This window comes from Kitasatospora sp. NPDC002227 (assembly GCF_040296285.1).
Taxonomy (GTDB): Bacteria; Actinomycetota; Actinomycetes; order Streptomycetales; family Streptomycetaceae; genus Kitasatospora.
This window is the reverse complement of sequence record NZ_JBEOWY010000018.1, coordinates 101,481-120,829: the sequence shown is the minus strand read 5'-3', so window position 1 is coordinate 120,829 and position 19,349 is coordinate 101,481. Positions and strand designations below refer to the sequence as shown.

At 75.3% G+C, this 19,349-nt stretch carries 17 protein-coding genes; 7 read left to right on the top strand and 10 right to left on the bottom strand.

The genetic code is table 11. The annotated features are described in order from the left end of the window. Nucleotides 1-149: 149 nt before the first annotated feature. Nucleotides 150-1,769, bottom strand: a complete 1,620-nt coding sequence (locus ABT095_RS18710) for an nSTAND1 domain-containing NTPase (protein ID WP_350530531.1) — start codon at nt 1,767-1,769, stop codon at nt 150-152. Between the two features lie 270 nt (nt 1,770-2,039). On the opposite strand from ABT095_RS18710, the gene ABT095_RS18705 reads away from it, so the two are divergent. From ABT095_RS18705 to ABT095_RS18695, 3 genes are read left to right on the top strand one after another with little or no spacing between them, the layout of a single operon-like run. Beyond that, a complete protein-coding gene (locus tag ABT095_RS18705; protein WP_350530530.1) occupies nt 2,040-2,891 on the top strand; it encodes an HpcH/HpaI aldolase/citrate lyase family protein in 852 nt (283 codons plus the stop codon). Between the two features lie 13 nt (nt 2,892-2,904). After that, nucleotides 2,905-4,158, top strand: coding sequence for an aminotransferase class I/II-fold pyridoxal phosphate-dependent enzyme (locus ABT095_RS18700; RefSeq protein ID WP_350530529.1), 1,254 nt, complete (start codon nt 2,905-2,907; stop codon nt 4,156-4,158). Between the two features lie 2 nt (nt 4,159-4,160). Next, nucleotides 4,161-4,685 (top strand): MaoC family dehydratase, encoded by a 525-nt coding sequence (locus tag ABT095_RS18695; protein WP_502884920.1) that lies wholly within the window; start codon nt 4,161-4,163, stop codon nt 4,683-4,685. 7 nt (nt 4,686-4,692) lie between these two features. Here the strand turns inward: ABT095_RS18695 and ABT095_RS18690 are convergent, their stop codons facing one another. Together ABT095_RS18690 and ABT095_RS18685 are read right to left on the bottom strand one after the other, a co-directional pair. Continuing rightward, nucleotides 4,693-5,625: a quinone oxidoreductase family protein gene (locus ABT095_RS18690; protein ID WP_350530528.1), complete on the bottom strand. Its 933-nt coding sequence runs from the start codon at nt 5,623-5,625 to the stop codon at nt 4,693-4,695. Between the two features lie 11 nt (nt 5,626-5,636). Next, complete coding sequence (locus tag ABT095_RS18685; protein WP_350530527.1) at nt 5,637-6,962, bottom strand: preATP grasp domain-containing protein; 1,326 nt, start codon at nt 6,960-6,962, stop codon at nt 5,637-5,639. Between the two features lie 235 nt (nt 6,963-7,197). Between ABT095_RS18685 and ABT095_RS18680 the strand changes: the two genes are divergently transcribed. After that, nucleotides 7,198-10,149: a vWA domain-containing protein gene (locus ABT095_RS18680; RefSeq protein ID WP_350530526.1), complete on the top strand. Its 2,952-nt coding sequence runs from the start codon at nt 7,198-7,200 to the stop codon at nt 10,147-10,149. Nucleotides 10,150-10,198: 49 nt separating this feature from the next. Here the strand turns inward: ABT095_RS18680 and ABT095_RS18675 are convergent, their stop codons facing one another. The 4 genes from ABT095_RS18675 to ABT095_RS18660 form a co-directional block, all read right to left on the bottom strand. Continuing rightward, nucleotides 10,199-10,741 (bottom strand): GNAT family N-acetyltransferase, encoded by a 543-nt coding sequence (locus ABT095_RS18675; RefSeq protein ID WP_350530525.1) that lies wholly within the window; start codon nt 10,739-10,741, stop codon nt 10,199-10,201. 48 nt (nt 10,742-10,789) lie between these two features. Continuing rightward, nucleotides 10,790-11,206, bottom strand: coding sequence for a hypothetical protein (locus tag ABT095_RS18670; RefSeq protein WP_350530524.1), 417 nt, complete (start codon nt 11,204-11,206; stop codon nt 10,790-10,792). Nucleotides 11,207-11,212: 6 nt separating this feature from the next. After that, nucleotides 11,213-11,608, bottom strand: coding sequence for a cupin domain-containing protein (locus tag ABT095_RS18665; protein WP_350530523.1), 396 nt, complete (start codon nt 11,606-11,608; stop codon nt 11,213-11,215). 235 nt (nt 11,609-11,843) lie between these two features. Beyond that, on the bottom strand, nt 11,844-14,930 hold the full coding sequence (locus ABT095_RS18660) for an ATP-binding protein (RefSeq protein ID WP_350530522.1): 3,087 nt from the start codon (nt 14,928-14,930) through the stop codon (nt 11,844-11,846). Between the two features lie 123 nt (nt 14,931-15,053). On the opposite strand from ABT095_RS18660, the gene ABT095_RS18655 reads away from it, so the two are divergent. Both ABT095_RS18655 and ABT095_RS18650 read left to right on the top strand, forming a co-directional pair. Continuing rightward, entirely contained in the window at nt 15,054-15,587 is a 534-nt protein-coding gene (locus tag ABT095_RS18655; protein ID WP_350530521.1) for an SRPBCC family protein, read from the top strand. Next, the gene (locus ABT095_RS18650; RefSeq protein ID WP_350530520.1) at nt 15,584-15,907 is read left to right on the top strand and encodes a cyclic-phosphate processing receiver domain-containing protein; all 324 of its coding nucleotides are present in this window, start codon (nt 15,584-15,586) and stop codon (nt 15,905-15,907) included. The genes ABT095_RS18655 and ABT095_RS18650 overlap by 4 nt, the downstream gene beginning before the upstream one ends. A 13-nt stretch (nt 15,908-15,920) precedes the next feature. On the opposite strand, the gene ABT095_RS18645 is transcribed toward ABT095_RS18650, so the two are convergent. The 3 genes from ABT095_RS18645 to ABT095_RS18635 are packed head-to-tail and all read right to left on the bottom strand — an operon-like array spanning nt 15,921 to nt 18,808. Beyond that, nucleotides 15,921-17,159 (bottom strand): WXG100 family type VII secretion target, encoded by a 1,239-nt coding sequence (locus tag ABT095_RS18645; RefSeq protein ID WP_350530519.1) that lies wholly within the window; start codon nt 17,157-17,159, stop codon nt 15,921-15,923. A 1-nt stretch (nt 17,160) separates the two neighbouring features. After that, nucleotides 17,161-17,490 carry a hypothetical protein gene (locus ABT095_RS18640; RefSeq protein WP_350530518.1) on the bottom strand — a complete coding sequence of 110 codons (330 nt, stop codon included), beginning with the start codon at nt 17,488-17,490 and terminating at the stop codon, nt 17,161-17,163. Nucleotides 17,491-17,548: 58 nt separating this feature from the next. After that, nucleotides 17,549-18,808, bottom strand: a complete 1,260-nt coding sequence (locus ABT095_RS18635; protein ID WP_350530517.1) for a S8 family serine peptidase — start codon at nt 18,806-18,808, stop codon at nt 17,549-17,551. 202 nt (nt 18,809-19,010) lie between these two features. Here ABT095_RS18635 and ABT095_RS18630 point away from each other — a divergent pair, with 202 nt between their 5' ends. Continuing rightward, nucleotides 19,011-19,343, top strand: a complete 333-nt coding sequence (locus ABT095_RS18630) for a hypothetical protein (protein WP_350530516.1) — start codon at nt 19,011-19,013, stop codon at nt 19,341-19,343. Nucleotides 19,344-19,349 lie beyond the last annotated feature (6 nt).

The window sequence follows — 19,349 nt, the reverse complement described above, 5'->3', positions numbered from 1 at the left end:
GGCGCTGATCAGGAGGGTTGACGATCTCCGGCGGCCCGGGGCGACGGCCAAGCTACCGGCCGCCCGGAGCGGCCCGCAAGGAGGGTGATCAGCCCTGGTCACCGGCCCTGCGGGTTGTTCAGCGGGCCGCCGCCGGGCTCGACCAAGGCTCAACTCCGCCAGGCCCGCCGGACGGTGTGGCCGCCGGCCAGGGTGAGCAGGGCGCCGCCCGCGGCGGCGAGGGTGGCGACGGCCAGGCTCTGCCGGCGGGCCCGCCGCCGGGCGGCGTGGGCGGCGCGGATACCGGCGGCCAGGAAGGACCGCTCGACACTGCCGGGGGTCAGCTCCTCGGCCCGGACCTGGCGCCAGGCCTCGGTCAACCGCTCGCCCCGGTAGAGGAGTTCCGGATCCCGCCCGGCGGCCAGCCAGCGGCGGGCCGCCTCGGTCAGGCGGCGGCCGTCGGCGGCGCTGCGGCGCCCGTCGGCCAGCCAGCCGCGCAGCCGGGGCCAGGCGGCGGGCAGGCCGTGGTGGGCCAGCTCCACGGTGCCCCGGTCCAGCACCACCAGCCGGGCGCGGGCCAGCCGCTCGAGCAGTTCCGGGACGCCGGGGTCGGCGAACTCCGCGCGCGCGACCGGCCCGCCTTCGGCCTCCGCCGCCGCGCCGCCCTCGCCCCAGCTCAGCCGCAGGAAGAGGGCGCGGGCCCGCTCCCGGTCCGCCTCCGGCAGCCCGCCGTACAGCTCCTCGGCCAGCCGGGCCAGCGCCCCCTCGAAGCCACCGGTGGCCTGGAAGCCCGCCAGGGTGAGGGCATTGCCGCTGCGCCGCCGCCAGGTCTCCAGCAGGGCCGCGGAGAGCAGCGGCAGCGCGCCCGGCTGCCGGGCGGCGGTGGAGATGAGCACGGCGAGCAGCGAGCCCTCCACGGTGCAGCCGGCCCGCAGCGCGGGCTCGCCGATCGCCCGCCGCAGCTCCTCGGGGGCCGGGCGCTCGACGGTCAGCCTGGCCCCGCGCCCGGCGGCGGCCAGCCCGGGGTGGGTGGCGAACAGCCACTCCTGGTCGGCCCGCAGTACCAGGACGATCCGGCAGTCACCGGTGACCGCGGCGGCCAGCGCGTCCAGGAACCGGCGCCGCTCGGCGGCGTCCCGGCAGCGGGTGGTCAGCTCCTCCGCCTGGTCCACCACCAGCACCGGATCGTGGTCGCCCAGCTCCGCGGCCCGGCGCCCGAGCCGGGCCAGCGCGGGCCCCAACTCCTCGGTCGGACGGTCCCCCGGGGTGAGCACCGCCCAGGCCCGCGGGGTCGGCCCCGCGCCGAGGCGGGCCAGCAGCCCGGCCCGGACCAGCGAGGACTTGCCCGCGCCGGAGGGGCCGCCGACCACCACCAGCCGCCGCTCGGCGACCAGGGCCGCCAGCCGCTCCACCAGGGCCTCACGCCCGAAGAACCGGGCGGCGTCGGCCACCTCGAAGGCGGCCGGGCCGGGGTAGGGCTCCCGGCCGAGGTCCTGGGCCCGGCGCCGGGCGGCGCTCTCGGCGGCCAGTTCGGCGGCCAGCAGCTGCCAGCGCTGGCGCCACTGGGGCACGTCGCCGCCGCAGGCCTGCACGTAGGCCAGGGTGACGGCCAGGCTCGGCAACCGCCGCCCGCCGGCCGCGACCGAGAGGCTGGCGGCCGAGCAGTGCGCCCGTAACGCGAGCTGCCGGTAGGGCGGCGTGCCCGCCCGGTCCCGCAGGGCCCGCAGGTCGGCGGCGAAGTGCAGCAGCGGTTCGTCGCCCGGGGCCAGTGGAGTCTCCCGACGCGGCACGGCAGTCCCCTTCGTCCGTCGAAGTGGTCGAGGTGGTCGCTGGCGGGGCCCGGGCAGCCGTCGGCCGCCCGCGCTCCTGATGGTTCGTCACACTCCCCCGTGCTTCCTCACGCCCCCCGGATTCATCATGCGCCGCGAGATTGGTGGCAAACAATCGCCGGACGGTCCGGGTTGTTCCGAGTTGGTGTTCAATGTGCAGCCGCTCGGCGCCGAACAATGCCGGTGGGATAGAACCGGGGCCCGCAGCCTTCGCTCACCCCGGAGCGCGCCATGAGGTTCACCCGGTACTGCCGTTCCCTGCTCTCCACCCCCGCCACGGCGGTGGAGCGGTACAGCAAGAGCCACCAGGCCGGCGCCGACATCGCCATGGTCGACCTGGAGGACTCCGTCCCGCCCGCCCGCAAGGAGGAGGCCCGCCGCCTCGCCGAGGAGTTCTTCGCGCTGCCCTCCGCCAAACTGGTCCGCAGCGCCGTACGGATCAACTCGCTGGCCGGGCCGGAGGGCCTGCGCGACCTGCTGGCCCTCACCCGCTACCGGGTCAAGCCGGACTTGGTCCTGATCCCGATGGCCGAGTCCGCCCGGGACGTGGAGATCGCCGCCGGGGCGCTGGCCGCCGACTGCCCGGACACCGAGTTCCTCGCCGTGCTGGAGACCCCGGCCGGCATCGAGCGGGCCCATGAACTCGCCGCCGCGGGCCGGCGGCTGCGCGGCCTGGTGTTCGGCTCCGCCGACTACGCCTTCGCGGTCGGCGCCGGGCTCTCCTGGGAGGCGCTCGCCTACGCCCGCTCCCGGCTCGTCTGCGCGGCCCGGTCGGCCGGGCTGGAGGCGATGGACTCCCCACTCTTCGAGGTGGCCGACCTCGAGGGACTGCGGCGCGAGGCGGCGCAGGCCCGGGAGCTGGGCTTCAGCGGCAAGATCGCCATCCACCCGAGCCAACTCCCGCTGATCAACCAGGCGTTCACCCCCGGCCCGGAGCTGCTCGCGCGCGCCCGCCGGGTGGTCGCCGCCGGGCGCGAGAGCGGCTGCTCGGTGACCGTGGTGGACGGCGTGATGGTCGGCATGCCGTTCTTCGAGGCCTCCCGCCGGCTGGTCGACGAGTACGGCCCGACCCCCGAACAGTGAGGAAGGACCCCGCATGAGCCAGCAGGACGCCGACCCGGTGCTCGGCCCGCGCCGGCACCGCAACGCCGAGGCGATGCTCGCCGTGGCCGACCCGGCCTGGCAGGCCGCCGCCGGGCACGGCCTGATCGGCATCAAGGTCGACTCCGAGTCGAACAACCGGCTGACCGTCCGGGAGACCGGGCACGAGTTCGCCAACATGGTCTCCTGCGCCTACCTCGGCCTCAACAACCACCCCTCGGTGCTGGCCGGGGCGGTGGACGCCCTCACCGAATCCCGCTCCACCTGGCTGGTCACCTCCACCACCCGGATCCGGCACAACCTGATCGTCCGACTGGAGGAGGAGCTGGGCGAGCTGTTCGGCTCCCACATCCTGCCCGGTGCCTCCTGCACCTCGCTCACGGCCGGCCTCCTCCCGCTGGTCGCCTCCGGCCACCTGGGCGGCGAGGGGCGGCCCCGGGTGATGGTCTTCGACCGGTTCTGCCACTTCTGCATGGCGTACGTGAAGCCGATCTGCGCCGACGAGTCGCTGGTGCTCAACTGCCCGCACAACGACCTGAACTACCTGGAGGACGTCTGCCGCAAGTACCCCCGGGTCGCGTACGTGGCCGACGGCGCGTACTCGATGGGCGGCGCGGCCGCGCTCGACGGGCTGCTCGAACTGCAGGACCGCTACGGCCTGTTCCTCTACATCGACGACTCCCACTCGCTCTCCATCATGGGCGAGCGCGGCGAGGGCTTCGTCCGCTCCCGGCTGCGGGCCAACCCGCTGACCGTGGTGGTCGCCAGCCTCGGCAAGGGCTTCGGCACCGGCGGCGGGGTGGCGATGCTGGGCAGCCGCGCGCAGTTCGAGTTCCTGCACCGGCACGCCGGCCCGGTGGGCTGGTCGCAGAACATGGCGCTGCCGCTGGTCGGCGCCTCGCTGGCCAGTGCCGCCATCCACCGCTCACCCGAACTGGCCGATCTGCAGGAGCGGTTGCGCCGCAACATCGATCTCTTCGACGAGCTGCTGCCGACCACCTTCGCGGGCAACGGCCTGCCGGTGCGGCGGGTGGACGTGGGCGACGCCGAGCACGCCGTCAAGCTCTCCGCCCAGCTCTTCGAGCGCGGCTTCTACAGCTCGGCGGTGTTCTTCCCGATCGTGCCCAAGGGCGAGGCCGGGCTGCGGCTGATGATGCGCGCCGACATGGACGAGGCGCTGATCACCCGCTTCGCCGCGCACGTCAAGGAGCTCACCGCCGACCTGCCGGCCCGTCGCGAAGGGGCCTGAGCATGGAGGGGCCCCTGGGCTACCGGCAGCTCGGCGAGCACCACTACCGCGAGGTGGTGGGCCGCTACTACGAGGAGTTCACCGTCGGCGACGTGGTCGAGCACCGGCCCGGCCGCACCGTCACCGAGCTCGACAACGTGCTGATGAGCATGCTGAGCATGAACGACGCCCCGCTGCACATCGACGCCGCCTACAGCGAGCACACCCCCTGGGGGCGGCCGATCGTCTCCAGCCTGGTCACCCTCAGCATCGTCGGCGGCATGACCGCCCGCTCGACCAGCGGACGCACCATCGCCAACCTCGGCTGGGACTCCATCCGCCTCACCCACCCGGTCTTCACCGGTGACACCCTCTACGCCCAGAGCCGGACCCTGGCCAAGCGGCTCTCCAAGAGCCGCCCCGGCCAGGGCATCATCACCTCCCGCACCACCGGCACCAAGCAGACCGGCGAGGTGGTGCTGGTCTTCGAGCGGAGCTTCCTGGTGCCGCTGCGCGGCCACGGCCTGGACGAACTGACCGGCTACTGAGGCTCGTTCAGGCCCGTACGTCGACCAGCACCTTGCCCTTCGTCGCCCGCGCGGCCAGGGCCCGGTGCGCCGCACCGACCCGCGCGAGCGGGGCGGTGCGGTCGACGTGCGCCACCAGGCGCTTCTCCAGCGCCAACTCGAACAGGCGCCCGGCGATCCGCTCGAACAGCGCCCGGTCGGCCAGCACGTGCTGCAGCCAGAAGGCCAGCACCCCGGCCGACCGGCCTGCCAACTCGTCCACCGAGAAGGCGTCTTCCGGGGCGTCTGCCCGCGCGCCCACGCTCAGCAGCCGCCCGAACGGCTCCAGCGCCGCCAGCCCGGCCCGCAGCACGGCGCCGCCGACCGAGTCCACGAACAGCCCGATCCGCTGCTCCGCGAGCCGCTCCGCCAAATCCGGATCGGCCGGGTCGAGGGCCACCTCGGCGCCCAGCGAGCGGACGAACTCCCGCTTGGCCGCGGTGGAGGCCAGCCCCACCACCCGGCCGGCCCCCAGCTCCCGGGCCAGCTGGACGGCCAGGTGGCCCACCCCGCCGGCCGCCGCCGTCACCGCGACCACCTCACCCGGCCGGGGGCGGCCGATCAGCTCCAGCGCGCCGAGCGCCGTCGCGCCCTGCTCGAGCAGTGCCAGCGCCTGCTCGTCGCCCAGCCCGTCCGGCACCTCGACGGTGAACGCCTCCTCGGCGCAGGCCACTTCGGCGTAGCCGCCACCGCGGCGCAGCAGCGCCACCACCCGGCGCCCGTCCCCGCGGCGGCGCCCGACCACGTCGACGCCGAGCACGGCGGGCAGCGGCGGCGGGCCGTACTCGCCCTGCCGCCACTCCAGGTCGACGAAGTTGAGCCCGGCCAGCGTGACGTCCACCAGGCACTGCCCGGGACCGGCCACCGGCTCGGGCAGCTCCCGGACGGCGAACTCCTCCGGCCCGCCGTAGCGTGCCAGCACCGCCGCGCGCACTATGCTCCCCCTCCGGCGAAGAGGGCCGTCAGCCGCCGCTCGACCAGCCGGGCCCGGCCTGCGTCCTCGGCGATCACGCAGTACATCACCGTGCCGTCCGCCGCCGCGAAGTCGCAGCTGAACACCACCCCGGTGCGGGCCACCGGGTCGAAGGCCAGCCCCGCCTCGCGGACCGCCGCCACCGCCTCGGGGAAGGACGGCACGGCCAGCCCGGCCAGCTCCAGGATGGTGCGCGAGCCGCGCAGTTCGGGGCCGACCAGGCGGGCGAACAGGGCGTCGTGCAGGTGGGTCGAGCCGGTCAGGCGCCCGTTGGTCTCGCTGAAGTACAGCTCGCCCTTGGGGGTGAGGAAGGCGTCCGCGCTGACCGTGCCCCGGTAGCCGAGCACCCGCAGGGATTCGGCCAACCGGGCCGAGTGGTGCAGCAGTTCGGCCATCACCGCGCCGTCCGGGGTGGCCGGCGGGGTGATCTCGCCGATCACCACCGGGTCCATCACCATCTCCCCGCAGCCGTGCAGCTCGACCCGGTCGCCGGTGACGGCGTACTCGGCGTAGAGCGGCACCGCCCCGTCGAAGTAGCGCTCCACCACCACGCGTTGGTGCCGGCCGCCGGTCAGCCAGGCCCACCGGTCGGCCAGGTACTCCTCGACCGCCGCGCGGTCGGCCAGCCGTACCGCCCGCTGCGCGCCCGCCGGGGTGACCTCCTCGGCCCGGTGCAGGATCTCGTTGCCGAACCCGCCGCCCTGGTACTCGACCTTGAGCATCACGCTCTGCCCGCGCTCGAGCAGCCCGTGCACGGCGCGGGCCGCCTCGGCCCGGCCGCCCGCCACCGTTCCCGGCGCGATCGGCACCCCGGCCCCGGCGGCCAGCGCCCGGAAGACGGCTTTGCTGTTCACCAGGGCGAGCCCGCCCTGCGCGGCGAACTCCGCGCCGGGCAGGGCGCCTTCGACCCCGAGGTCGGCGGCCAGATCGGCGATGATGCCGTTCGGCGCGATGGCCAGCACCCGCTCGACGGTGCGGCCCGCCAGCGCGGCGCGCAGCTCGGCGCGGAACCGCTCGTCCACCAGCCGGGCCGTGGTGAGCACCCCGCCGGGCTCCGGCGGCACCACCACGGTCAGGCTCGCCGGGTCGGTGCCGGTCAGCCCGGTGACGTACGCGAGGTAGTGCGGCTCCGGCTCCCAGGGCAGCACCAGCACGTCCCCGTCGGCCGCGAACCAGAGCATCCGCTGGGCGCCGCACCCGGCGAACGCCTGCTCCAGCGGCGGCATCCCGGTGAGGTCGCCGACCATCTCCTCGGTACGGTTGTTCCCGATGTGCAGCGTCGTCATCCGGCGCAGCTCCCCTCCAGGGCGGTGTTCGACCCGCGGACCGTTCCGATTTCTAGCGCACGGGGCTTGTTCGGGCCCGGGGCCCACCCGTTGAACATAAATCCCGAACAACGGCAGCCTGCGTCTGCACATCAAGCGCACATTCCTCTTCCGATCAAGTCACCACCTCAGTACCGTCGGTCACACGCACGGTCGGGGGCCCGTGCACCACCACGGACACACCCTGGGGGGTTCCATGACCTTGGCTTCGCACGCCTTCTTATCTGACGGACCGTCAGATAATCGGCACGGCAGGGGCCGGTACACCGCTCTGCTGGCCGTGCTCGGCCTGCTCGGCGCCCTGCTGCTGCCGATGCTCGCGGCCGCTCCGAAAGCCAGCGCCTTCGGCACCATCAACGGGATGGGGCAGCGCTCCGAGCACGAGCGCATCACCCGGGCGGCGCTCGCCTGCGCCCCCGGCGTCAAGTCGGACGGCAGCTGCTTCGAGCCGCACTCGATCGACCAACTCGCCGGGCACAACGGCACCTTCGGCGCTGTCGGCGCGCCGGACAACGACGAGTTCCTCAGCTCGGTGGCGCACTGCGACGACGCCGACTACCTCAACGCCCCGGGCTACCCGCAGAGCCGCGCCCAGGCCACCGCACAGCTGAACGCCTGCATCGCCCACCTGCGCAGCCGGTTCTCCGAGGGCATCGTGGCCGCCGCCGGCCTGATGGACTCCGACGGCGAGCTGATCGGCAAGGAGGTCGACCTCCACAAGGACTGCACCTACACCTTCGGCGTCAGCGGCCGGGCCAAGTGCAACGCGCTCGAGGGCCTGGGCCGGGCGCTGCACGGCGCCCAGGACTTCTACTCGCACAGCAACTGGACGGACGATCCGGTCGACCCGGCCAAGGTGAGCATCACCAACCCGCCCGGCCTCGGCCTCTCCGGCCCCAGCCCGCTGCTCGACCTGGCCGGCACCTCCTCCGCGGCGGTGCCCGCCGACCTCACCACCGGCTACTTCGGCGGCCCCGGGCTCGACAGGTGCCCCGGGAAGACCCGGATCACCCACCTTTGCCTCAACAAGGACGAGGCGGCGATCGACCCGAGCAGCGGCGTCGCCACCGACCCGCAGACCGCCCGCGGCCGGGTCGGCCACAACGAGCAGAACGCGGTGAGCGGGGCCATCGCCGAGACCCGCCGCCAGTGGTCCGACTTCCGCAACCGCCTGCTCGGCACCTACGGCGCCGAGCTCGGCGGCCGGATGGTCATGGCGCTCACCCAGGACGTGCCCAAGGTGGACGTGGTCTTCGCGATCGACACCACCGGCAGCATGTACTGGTACATCTACTCCGCCATCGCCAACGCCAACAACGTGCTCGACCAGCTCTCCGGGCGCGGCCCCAACCCGCGGCTGACGGACTACCGGATCGGCCTGGTCGACTACAAGGACGTGGACAGCGAGGATCCCGGCTGCCCGCCGGACTACGACGCCGTCACCGACCTGCCGTTCTCCACCAAGCGGGCCGACATCACGAGTGCGCTCGGTTCGCTGGCGGGCAAGGTGGACGGCGGCTGCGACATCCCCGAGGACGTGCTCTCGGGCGTCCAGCGCTCGGTGGAGTTCCCCTGGCGGGACGGCGTCAACAAGGCGATCATCGTGATGGGTGACGCTGCCGGCCACGAGCCCGAGGCGCACAGCGGCCTCACCTCCGCCTCGGTGATCGCCGCCGCCAACGCCGTCGACCCGGCCTCGATCTACCCGGTGCTGGTCGGCTACGACAGCGACGCCACCGCGTTCCTGACCAACCTGGCCAAGGGCACCGGCGGCCAGGCCTTCGACAGCAACGCGGGCGGGGTCGGCCAGGCCCTGCTGGCGGCGATCACCGCGATCACCAACGCCGCCCCGGGCGGCGACAACGCCCCGCCCGCTGTCCAGGTGAGCTTCCCGACCGCCCCCGACGCGCAGTCCGGGATCTTCAACTCCACGCAGTCCCCGGTGGTCGGCCGTGTCACCGCGACCGACCCGTCCGGCATCACCGCCGTCGACTGCAACGACGGGGCCGGTGGTCTGACCGAGGGCCCGCTCACCGTGAACGCCGACGGCAGCGCGAACCGCAGCCTGACCGTCACGGGAGACGGCCAACACCTGGTGCTCTGCGGCGCCACCGACGGCTCCGGCGCCCAGAACACCGGCGTGGGCGAGGGCTCGTCACCGGCGGCCGGGATCCAGATCGACGCCACCGCGCCGACCGTCGCCTGCGCCGTCACACCGACCGAACTCACCCCGGGTGACGGACAGTTGGTGCCGGTGACGGCCACCGTCCAGGTGGACGACGCGCTCTCCGGACCAGCCGGGTTCACCCTGCGCTCGGTCACCGCCGACCAGCCGCTCGACCCCTCGGACACCCCCGGCTTCACCCCGGGCACCGCGGCCGCCACCGGGCAGCTGCGGGCGAGCGCCGGCCGCACGTACACGCTCGGCTACCAGGGCGCCGACGCGGCCGGGAACACGGCGGACTGCGCGCTGAAGGTCACCGTCGGCGCGCCGACGCCCACCGCCACCGTCGCGGTGGACACCTCGGTCAACGGCGTCGAGGAGGTCTCCGACGGCCCCGTCACCGCGCCGCCGCTGACCACCAAGGGCGGGCACGAGCTGCTGCTCGCCTACGTCTCGGCCGACGGCCCGGTCGGCTCGCTCCAGCAGGTCACCTCGGTGACCGGCGGCGGGCTGACCTGGACGCCTGCCGCGCGCGGCAACGCCAAGGGCAACGGCACCGCCGAGGTCTGGCAGGCCTGGGCGGACGGACCGGTCAGCGGTCTCACCGTCTCCGCGTCGCTGGCGTACACCCGCTGGGACGGCGCGATCACGGTGGTCGCCTACACCGGCGCCGCCTCGGCCGTCGGCGCGAGCGCCGGCGGCTCGGCGGTGGGCGGCTCGCCCGCGGCGGGCCTGACCACCACCCGGGCGAACAGCCAGCTCTGGGCGGTCGGCCACGACTGGAGCCGCGCGGCGGCCCAGACCCCGCTGACCGGGCAGACCCTGGTGACCCAGAACCTGGACACCCGGGTGCACGACACCTCCTGGGTCCAGCGCCTGACCGACCCGGTGCCGGCCGCCGGCACCGCCGCCACCCTGGGCGTCTCGGCGCCCACCGGTGACCGGTGGAGCTTCGCGGCCGTCGAGATCACCCCGGCGAAGTAGCAGGCCAGGAGGCCCTCCCCCGATCCGTCGGGGGAGGGCCTCTCCGCGTTCAGCCCACCAGCGGGTCGGTCCACTCCTCGGCGAGCAGGCCGAGGACCACCTCGTCCCGAAAGGAGCCGTAGACCCAGGCGTTGCGGCGCAGCAGGCCCTCCCGCACGAAGCCGGCGGCGGTCGCGGCACCCAGCATCGGCAGGTTCTCGGCCAGTGTCTCCAGCTGCAGCCGATGCAGGCCGCGGACGGTGAACCCGTAGTGGCAGAGCAGCGTGACGGCCTCCTTGGCCAGCCCCCGGCCCCGGTACCCGGGCCGGATCGCCAGCCCGAGGTGGGCCAGCCGGTTGTGCTGGTCGACGCCCCAGAGCACCGCCTCCCCCGCCAGCTCCCCCGAGGCCAGCTCGACCACCGAGAAGAAGGCCGCCTCCGGCGAGCGCGCCCTCACCGCGTACGGGGAGTCACCGGCGCCCGGTGAAACCGGCTGCCAGGGCCGGCTGTCCGCCGCCGAGCGGGTCGGCACGTCGTCGAACAGCTCGGCCTGCAGGATCGGTACGTCACTCTCGTGCCGCGCCCGCAGCGCGGCCCTGCTCCCTCGGATCATGGCCCCTTGCTAACAGCCGCCGAGGGAGCGGGACAACCGAATTAGGGTTCACGGCCGCAGCAGCGGCACCTCGGCCGCGTGGCGGCGCTGCTGCTCGGCGTCCCAGTCGCCGGTGCAGTAGACCGAGAGTTGGCCGATCAGGCCGTCCCGGAGGTCCGCCCGGATCAGTTCGCGGCAGTACCAGTCCTGGCCGCCTTGGTGCCAGCGTTCCTCCACCTCGATGACGAAGCCGGTGGCAGTGGTGTCCAGCCGGTGCCGGGGCACCGTGCCGGGCGTCGGGTGGCCTGCCCGGCGCAGGGCGAGCGCGCCGGGCCGGCCCTCGGCCTGCAGCCGCCACTGGGGCAGGGTGAGGTCGCAGAACACCTCGGGGTGGAACAGGCCCTCGGGCGGGGTGCCGGTCTCCAGGTACTCGACGAACCGGGCCGCCAGCTGCTCCGTCCCCGTCCTGAGCGCGGTGGTGGTCATCGCCGTTCAGCTCCCCTCGGCGGCGGCCGCCGCCTTCATCGCGTCCAGGTTGCGGCCGACCACGGCCATGGTCGCCTCCAGCGCCTGGGTCGGGCTGAACTCGACCAGTTCGGTGCCCGCGAAGATCAGCGGCAGGTGGCCGGGCGCACCGTAGTAGGCGTCCCCGGCCTGGTAGACCTCGTCGTGGTCCGGGTAGCGGAACACCACCTTGCCGGCCAGCACCATCCCCCAGTGCGGGCTCTGGCAGCGGTCACCGGGCAGGCCGGCGAACAGCGCGCCCGGGTCCATGTCCGCCTTGTGGCTCTCGAAACCGACGGTGTACCCGTCCAGTTCGGCGTAGCGGCCTTCGATCACCGGCTCGTCCAGGGTGAGCGGCGCCTCGGCCTTGGAGCTGCGGGGCATGACGACCTCCTCGATCGGTTCCTGCGGTCCTTCACCTCACAGGCGTGCGATCGGGTCGCACGATGTGCGACGGCCAGGGCCTCTCTTTCGGGTCACGTCGGACAGCGGGCGTCGTTGGGGTGCGTGCATCGGCGGCGCCGACGAGGGAGTCCATGCGGAGCATCGGCGACTGAGGAGAAGCCGGCGAGGTGCGTGCCCCGGCGGCGGCCGCCCGGCGTGATCCGAAAGAGAGGCCCTAGTTCCAGGCCACCGGCTGTTCCGGGCGGTACTCGCAGACGGTGCCGGTGTGCACGGCGTTGGCCAGGTGGCGGCCGAGCGGGGGGTGGGCGTGGGCGATGCGGTCGATCGCGGAGCGTACCCGGGCGGTGACGGCCGTGCGGGCCCGCTCGGCCGGTGAGCCGGTGCGCCGCACCCGGCCGCCGAGCCCGTACGCGGCCGACAGCTGCCCCACCAGGGCGTCCCGCTCGACGGCGATCCGGGCCGACCGTTCGGTGTCCCCGGCCTGGTCGGCCTCGGTCTCCTCGAGCTCGAGCTCCTGCAGGCGGCGGCGGTACGCGGTGCGGGCGGTGGCGTCCAGCAACTCGCCGGTGTCGCCGGGCCGGTGGAGCTCTCCGTACTCCCCGGCCGGCGCCGCCGGCCCCTTCGAGGCCGCCAGCTCGACGGCGGGGACGGGCACGCCGGGGCGGGCCAGCAGCACCGCGAGGTCCCGCAGGCCCTTGCTGTCCGGCAGCACCACCTCGGCCCCCGCGTACCCGAGCCGCCACAGCGGGCCCTCACGCCGGAACACCCCGCGGTCCGGGCTCCGGGGCTGCTCCCGGCCGGCCTCCCGGGCGATCCGCTCGGCCAGCCGGCTCGCGCCGATCGCCCGGGCGGCCGCGAGCGCCGCCGCGAACTGGCCCCGCGCCGTCTCCGGCTCGCCCGACACCTGCGCGAGCAGGGCGAGATACCGGCTCACCGGGCCGCGCACCGCCGCGCCGATGCCCTCCACGACGTACAGCTCCTGGTACGGCGCGAGCCACTCGCGCAGTTGCCGGGCCAGCGCCGCCGCCTCCTCCCCCGCCGCCTCGGTGAGCGCCAGGGTCTCGACGGCCTGGGCCAGCATCGGCAGCCACTCGCTGTCCTGCGGCGCGCCGGGCAACAGCGGTGCCGCGGCCAGGAGTTGCGCCACGGCCTGGTCGCGCTCGCCGAGCTGGGCCGAGACCAGGGCCTGCGACACCTTGGGCCACACCCCGGGCAGCTCGGCCAGCGGCGGCAGGCCCGCCATCAGCTCGGCGATCCGCTCCGGATCCTCCAACTCCGCCAGCAGGCACCACCGCTGGGTCGAGCCGAGCAGCTCGGCATTGCCGCTGCCCGCCCGCCGCCCGAGCTCGGCCACCTCGGCGAGGCGGCGCTCGCAGTCGGCGAACCGGCCCTCGAGCAGCGCCCGCATGCCCTGCCAGAGCGGCACGTACCAGGAGTAGAGCGGCTGACGCAGCGCATGCTCCGTCGCGCCGTAGGCCAGCACCTCCCGATCCGCCTCCGCCGCCTCGCCGAGCTCCATGAGGGCCACCAACCGCAGCCTGCGGCCGAGGAGTTCGAGCGAGGGCTCGGGCAGCGACCGGGCCAGCCGGACGATCTCCTCGGCCCACTCCCGCCGCCGTTCGCAGTCCGCCGGGCCGGCCCGCGCGTCACAGAGCGCCGAGAGCGCGTACGCCAGCGTCGCGGCGTCCCCTGCGGCCCGGGCCAGCCGCACCGCCTCCTCGGCCTGCGCCCGCCGCTCCTGGTCCGACTCCAGCAGGCTCCCCGCCACCGACAGCCGGGCCGTCACGGCCGCCAGCAGGGCCGGCCCGTCCGGCGTGGCCTCGCTCAGTGCCGCCCGGGCCTCGGCCAGCAGGTCCAGCTGCGCCCGGTCGAGCAGGTCCACCTCGAAGCCGGTCGGCCCGGCGCCCAGGCCGAGGGCCGCGCGGGCCAGCAAGTCCGGCCTGCCGTCGCGCCGGGCGTCCTGCGCGGCCCGCAGGCTCTCCGCCCGGGCCCGCTCCCGCTGCCCGGCCCCGAGCAGCGCCGCCGCCAGTTCGAGCCGTACCTGCGCCACCGGCCCGGTGCCGTCGAGCGCCGCTACCGCCCGCCCGTACCACTGCGCGGCGTCCTCGTACGCGAGCAGCCCGGCCGCCGAGGCGCCGGCCCGCCGGGCGAACTCGGCGGCCTCCGCGGTCCGTTCGGGCCCCGCGAGCAGCAGGTGGTGCGCGGCCTGGGCCGGGCCGACACCCCGCCCGCGCTCCGCGTACCGCGCCAGCACCGCCCCCGCCCGGTCGTGCCAGACGGCCCGCCGCACCGGGCCGAGCCCCTGGTACACGGCCTCGCGCAGCAGGTCGTGCCGGAACGCACCGGCCCCGGGCTCCACCATGGCGAGCAGTCCGGCGTCCACCGCCTCGCCGAGCTCGGCCCGCAGGGCGCCCAGCGGCACCTGCGCCAGCTCGGCCAGCACGTCCAGCCGGAACCGCGTCCCCAGCACCGCGGCCGCCCCGAGCAGGTGCCCGCACCCGGCGGGCAGCCGCGCCGTCCGCGCCCCGACCGCCGCCGCCACCGTCTCGGGCAGCGGGCCCGGCCCGGGGTGGCGCAGCAGCTCGGTCACGAACAGTGCCTCGCCCCCGGTCCGGCCGAGCAGCTCCCGGACGGCCTCCGCCTCGGGGCGGCTCCCGGCGGCGGCCCCCAGCAGTTCGGCCACCTCCGTCTCGCCGAGCGGCCCGACCGGCAGGCACCGGGCGGCCCGCAGCAGCGCCGCCCGGCCGTCCTCCCGGCCGCGCCAGGCACCGGGGTCGTCCCGGGCCGTCGCCAGCAGCAGCACCCTGGCCGCCCGCGTCCCGGCCGCCAGCGCCAGGAGCAGCTCCACCGAGGAGGCATCGGCCTCGTGCAGGTCGTCCAGCACCAGCAGCAGCGGCTCCGCCTCGGCGGCGGCCCGGACCAGCCGGACGAGGTCGCCGCTCAGCCGCAGCCGGGCGGCCTGCCGGTCCAGCGACTGCCCGTCGCCGTGCCCGGCCACCAGCGCCCGCAGCTCCGCCGAGCCCCGCAGCAGGCGCCCGCCCGCCGCGCCGCCGACCGCCAGCTCGCGCGTCACCACCGACCACGGCTCCAGCGCCACGCCCACCCCGTCCGGCGCGCACCGCACCCAGAGCAGCCGCAGGCCCTCCGCGCGCCGGGCGGCCTCCTCCGCCGCGCGGGTCTTCCCCACGCCCGCCGGGCCGGTCAGCGCCAGCAACGCCCCCCGCCCGGCCAGGGCCTGCGCCGCCGCCGCGTCGAGCTCGGCCAGCAGCTCCCCCCGCCCCACGAACGGAAATCCGACCACGCACGGTCCTCTCGCCACCCCCATTCTCGCCCCGCCCCGATGGCCGCGCGCAGCACCGGCCGACCTATGATCGTGAGCGTCGCCGGGGGGCACCGAGGCCCACCGGCATCGAGGGGGGAAGACATGCGATTCACCGATGGTCCGAGCACGCACTGTGACACCCTGATCAACGCCTCCGCCGAGCGGGTCTGGCAGCTGGTGACCGACATCGAGCTGCCGATCCGGCTCAGCCCCGAGCTCCACCGCGTCACCTGGCTGGACGGCGCCGAGGGCCCCGCCCTGGGCGCCCGCTTCGAGGGCCACAACCGGAGCGAGCTGCTGGGCGACTGGCGCACCGTCTCCCACGTGGTCGAGCTCGCCGAACTCAGCGCCTTCGCCTGGGCCGTCACCGACGAGGACGGCCGCTACGGCGCCCCCACCCAGGATCCGGCCGCCGCCCTCGCCACCTGGCGCTTCGACCTCGCCCCCGAGGCCGACGGCGTCCGCCTGCGCCAGTCCGTCCGGATCGGCCCGGGCAACAGCGGCGTCACCACGGCGATCGAGCGCTGGCCGGACAAGGAGGAGTACATCCTCGACTTCCGCCTGAACGACCTGCGCACCGCGATGGCCGCCAACCTGGCCGACATCAAGTCCCGCGCGGAGCAGGCCGACCGGTGACCGCCGCGCCGGTCATCCTCGGCATCGACGACCTCCGCCCGCTCCCCCGGGCCACCCGGATCGCCCGTACCAGCCGTGCGGGCATCCAGCTCCTGGAGGAGCACCGGGGCCGCTTCATCGACGAGCTCTGGCTCGACCACGACCTCGGCGGCGAGGACAGCATCCTCCCGGTGGTGACCCTGCTCGAGGAGGCGGCCTTCCACGGCCGCCCCTTCGACATCGGCACCGTCTTCGTCCACAGCGCCAACCCGACCGGCGCCGAGACCGTCGTCCGCTCCCTCACCCACTGGCGGTACCGGGTCCGCCGCGCCACGGCCTGAGCGCGGCCCGCGGCTACTCGACCACGGGTGGGTTGGCCTGCTGCTCGGTGCCGCGCCAGGTCTCCTGGTCCTCGACCAGGTAGTCCGGGCGCTGCTTCCGGTCCTTCTTGCGCCCCGACTTGGCAGTGGAGCCGGCGGGGAGGCCCGGCCCGCCGGCGCTCCCCGGGCGGTTCCGGCCCAGGCCGGTGCCACCGGCCGTGAAGGCCCGGGCGCGGGCGGAACCCTGCGCTGCGCCGCCGCGGCCCGCCCCGGCCGCCTGGGCACCGCCGCGGCCCGTGCCGGCGCCGGTCTGCCAGGCTCCGCCCGGGCCGCCCGCCGTGGCCGTTCCGCCGCCTGCGGCCGGTCCGACCAGGCCGGTGAACCCGCCGCCGGCCGGGCCGCCGCCGGCTCCGCCGCCCGGCACGGCCCCGCCGCCATCGGGCGCGCCCACCACCACGGGCCCTCCGGCGGGCGGTGCCCAGCCGTCGAGCCCGGTGCTCACCGGGCCGGCGGCGCCCGGCCCGCCGCTGCCGGACGGCGTCGGCGGGAGCCCGGCCCCGCCGGCCCGCCCGTCGCTGCCATGGCCGTCCGCCCGGGCCGGGCCCGCGGCGTCCGGCGTGCGCAGCCGGGGCATCGGCCGCACCGGGATCCCGCCGGCCGGGGTCGGGTTGGGCGGCGGTGGCGGGTAGTCCTGGTAGCCCGCGTAGCTGTCCGGGACTTCCAGGTGCGCGGCCGCCTCCAGGTAGTGCGGCGCCAGGTGCTCCATGGTGCTGATCGCGTGCTGGTGCGCTATCTCCGTGGCGGACATCGAGTCGTAGTGCCGGTCGAGCGCGGTGATGCGGTCCACGCCCTTGGCCAGGTCCGCCCTGAACTCCTCGTCCGAGCGGTTGAACCCGTCCCTGGTCAGCTTCCAGCCGCGCTCCCAGCCGCTGGGCACGCTGATCGTCCCCATGACCGCCTTCGCCGCCTTCAGGGCCGTCCCCGCCGCACCCATGGCGTCCGAGGCGGACCGGGCGTACTCGGCGGTGTTCGCCAGCCTGGTCCGCAGCCGCTCGCCCCGGTCGGCGAAGCTCTCGGCCGCCGCGCCGCGCCAGCTCTGCAGGGCGTGACCGACCGCCTGCCCGAGCTCCTCGGCCGCCTGGACCACGTCCTGGTGCACCGTCGTCCAGTGCCCGCTCACCGTGCTCAGCCGGCCCGGATCGGAGTCCCGCAGCATGTTCTGGAGCGGGACGAGGTCGTACTGGTCGAAGGCCGTCCGCAGTGTCTGCGCCATCTCAGGCCAGGCTCCCCTGCTGGCCGCCCATCGCCGCGGCGCCGTCCTCCTCGCGGGCCCGGTACGAGCTGCTCACCGTCCGGGTCTTGGCGCCGAAGTCGTCGATCAGGCCGTCCAGTTCGGCGATGACCTCGGCGAGGAACTGCTGCATGCGGTCGTGGGCCGAGGCCAGCGCGTCCGCCTCGTGGAAGTCACCCCCGAAGTCCCGCCGGGCCACCACCGTGTCGTACCGGCTGGTCGTCCCGGACCGGCCGAGGTTCTGCTGGATCCCTCTGAGGCGCTGTGCCACCGCCTCCAACTCGTCTGTGTTGACCTGGTACCCGTCGGACACGTCGACCCCCCTGGCTTCGGCAGTTGTCGGGCCCGTCGCCCGGCGACGGGCAGAACCATCAGCGGTACGGGGCCCCACCTCCCTGCCACGGCTGGTCGGGGTGCCCCTGCTGCGGCGCCACCGGCGGCGGGCCGTAGGGCGCTCCCGCCGGCTGCCACGCCGGGGCGGGCGGCGCGGGGCGCCGGCTGCGGCGGCCGACGGCGAGCGCGACCACCAGCAGCGCCACCACCGCCACCACCGCCGCGCCGACCGCCACCGCCACCACCGGCAGGCCCCGGCCGGGCCCGGTGCGGGGCGGCTGCGCGACGGCAGCCGCCGGCCCGGGCGTGCCGCTCTCCCGCAGCGGCGCGAGCGGGCCCCGGCCGGTGCCCGTCCCGACCTCCTGGGTCAAGGCCTGGTACGGCCGGACGATTCCGTATCCGTAATGACTGTCCGGCAGGCTCGCCCCCACCAGGCCGCTCGGCACCAGAGCCGTCCGGACCAGGCGGTTCGCCACCTGGCCGGCGGTCAGGTCGGGGAATTTCGCGCGGACCAGTGCGGCCGCCGCCGAGACATAGGCGGCCGCGCCGGAGGTGCCCTGCTCGATTTCGTACTTCGACCCGTTCCCGGCCGCGACCACACCCACGCCGGGTGCCGTCAGCAGGAGCTCGGGGCCGAAATTGGATTTGCTCCAGACCGCCAGACTCTGGTCGACCGCCCCGACCGCGAGCACCCCCGGCTCGTTGGCCGGGCTGGCCACCGACCGCCCCGAGTTACCCGCACTGGCCACCACCAGGACATCGTGCGCGGCCGCGTAGGCCACGGCCGCCGGGAGGTCCGGAGCGGTCTGATCGGGCAGGCCCTGCGAGATGTTGACGACCTTCGCGCCGTGGTCGACCGCCCACCGGATGTCCTCCGGCATCGCGTCCGCCCCGCCCTTCTCCTTGAACAGCGGGAGGATCCTGGCCCCGGGCGCCAGCCCCACCACGCCCTCCTTGCCACCCGGGCCATGCCCGTGACCTGCGATGAGACTCGCCATCTGGGTGCCGTGCGAATCGGCCCCCGGGCGGTGGTCCCGCCCCTGGCCGTCCGGGTCGTAGCCGGGCAGCACCTGGCCCGCCAAGTCCGCCTGCGTGGCGTCCACGCCGTCGTCGATCACGGCGACCGTCACCCCGTCGCCCCGGGACACCGACCAGACCTTCGGCAGGTCGAACGCCTTGTTCGCCCACTGGCCGTCCCGTACCTGGTCGGCCACCGCCCCGGCCGGCCAGGAGAGCAGGAGCGCGCCCGACAGGGCGGTTGCGGCGATCGGGCGTAAGACCCGGCTCGCTCTCTTCATTGCTTCCCCCACTCAGCGCTACCGTGCGGCGCCGGTCGGTAGCCGACCCCGCAGGGCACCACCCTTCCCCGCTGTCAGCCGGCTTACACTCTCGATCACTCCTCCGGATGAATCGCTCATGTCAGACCGGCCACGGGACAGACGGCACCGGTCGTTCCACTACTGTGCCGATCACAGACAGCGACCGGACGGAGGGCCAGCGATGCCGATCGAGGCCCGGCAAGGCGGAGTTGAGGGCTTCCGGGTGCAGCCCGAGGAACTGCTGGGGGCGGCCTCGGCGGCACGCGGCCTCGCCGCGCAGATCCTCGCGGAGCTCCAAAGCCTCTCGAGCCCGGCCGAGTTGGCGGCCACGGCACTCCGGGCCTGCCGCAGCGGCGAGGCGGTCGGCAGCTGCATCCAGGCCTGGCAGTCGCTGCTGACCGGCCTGGCCGGTGAACTCGACCGTGGCGGGCGCAACTTGGCACAGACGGCCGCCGTCTACCGGGCCGGCGACAGCCAGGCCGCCGCCCGGTTCGCCGCGGTCGGCGGGCCCTGAGGAGAG

Excerpts from the sequence above, each read along its gene's own strand:
- ABT095_RS18680 (WP_350530526.1), top strand. The coding sequence starts at position 7,198 with ATGACCTTGGCTTCGCACGCCTTCTTATCTGACGGACCGTCAGATAAT.
- ABT095_RS18675 (WP_350530525.1), bottom strand. The coding sequence starts at position 10,741 with ATGATCCGAGGGAGCAGGGCCGCGCTGCGGGCGCGGCACGAGAGTGAC.
- ABT095_RS18630 (WP_350530516.1), top strand. The coding sequence starts at position 19,011 with ATGCCGATCGAGGCCCGGCAAGGCGGAGTTGAGGGCTTCCGGGTGCAG.
- ABT095_RS18685 (WP_350530527.1), bottom strand. The coding sequence starts at position 6,962 with ATGACGACGCTGCACATCGGGAACAACCGTACCGAGGAGATGGTCGGC.
- ABT095_RS18700 (WP_350530529.1), top strand. The coding sequence starts at position 2,905 with ATGAGCCAGCAGGACGCCGACCCGGTGCTCGGCCCGCGCCGGCACCGC.
- ABT095_RS18695 (WP_502884920.1), top strand. The coding sequence starts at position 4,161 with ATGGAGGGGCCCCTGGGCTACCGGCAGCTCGGCGAGCACCACTACCGC.
- ABT095_RS18645 (WP_350530519.1), bottom strand. The coding sequence starts at position 17,159 with ATGGCGCAGACACTGCGGACGGCCTTCGACCAGTACGACCTCGTCCCG.
- ABT095_RS18670 (WP_350530524.1), bottom strand. The coding sequence starts at position 11,206 with ATGACCACCACCGCGCTCAGGACGGGGACGGAGCAGCTGGCGGCCCGG.
- ABT095_RS18655 (WP_350530521.1), top strand. The coding sequence starts at position 15,054 with ATGCGATTCACCGATGGTCCGAGCACGCACTGTGACACCCTGATCAAC.
- ABT095_RS18665 (WP_350530523.1), bottom strand. The coding sequence starts at position 11,608 with ATGCCCCGCAGCTCCAAGGCCGAGGCGCCGCTCACCCTGGACGAGCCG.
- ABT095_RS18705 (WP_350530530.1), top strand. The coding sequence starts at position 2,040 with ATGAGGTTCACCCGGTACTGCCGTTCCCTGCTCTCCACCCCCGCCACG.
- ABT095_RS18635 (WP_350530517.1), bottom strand. The coding sequence starts at position 18,808 with ATGAAGAGAGCGAGCCGGGTCTTACGCCCGATCGCCGCAACCGCCCTG.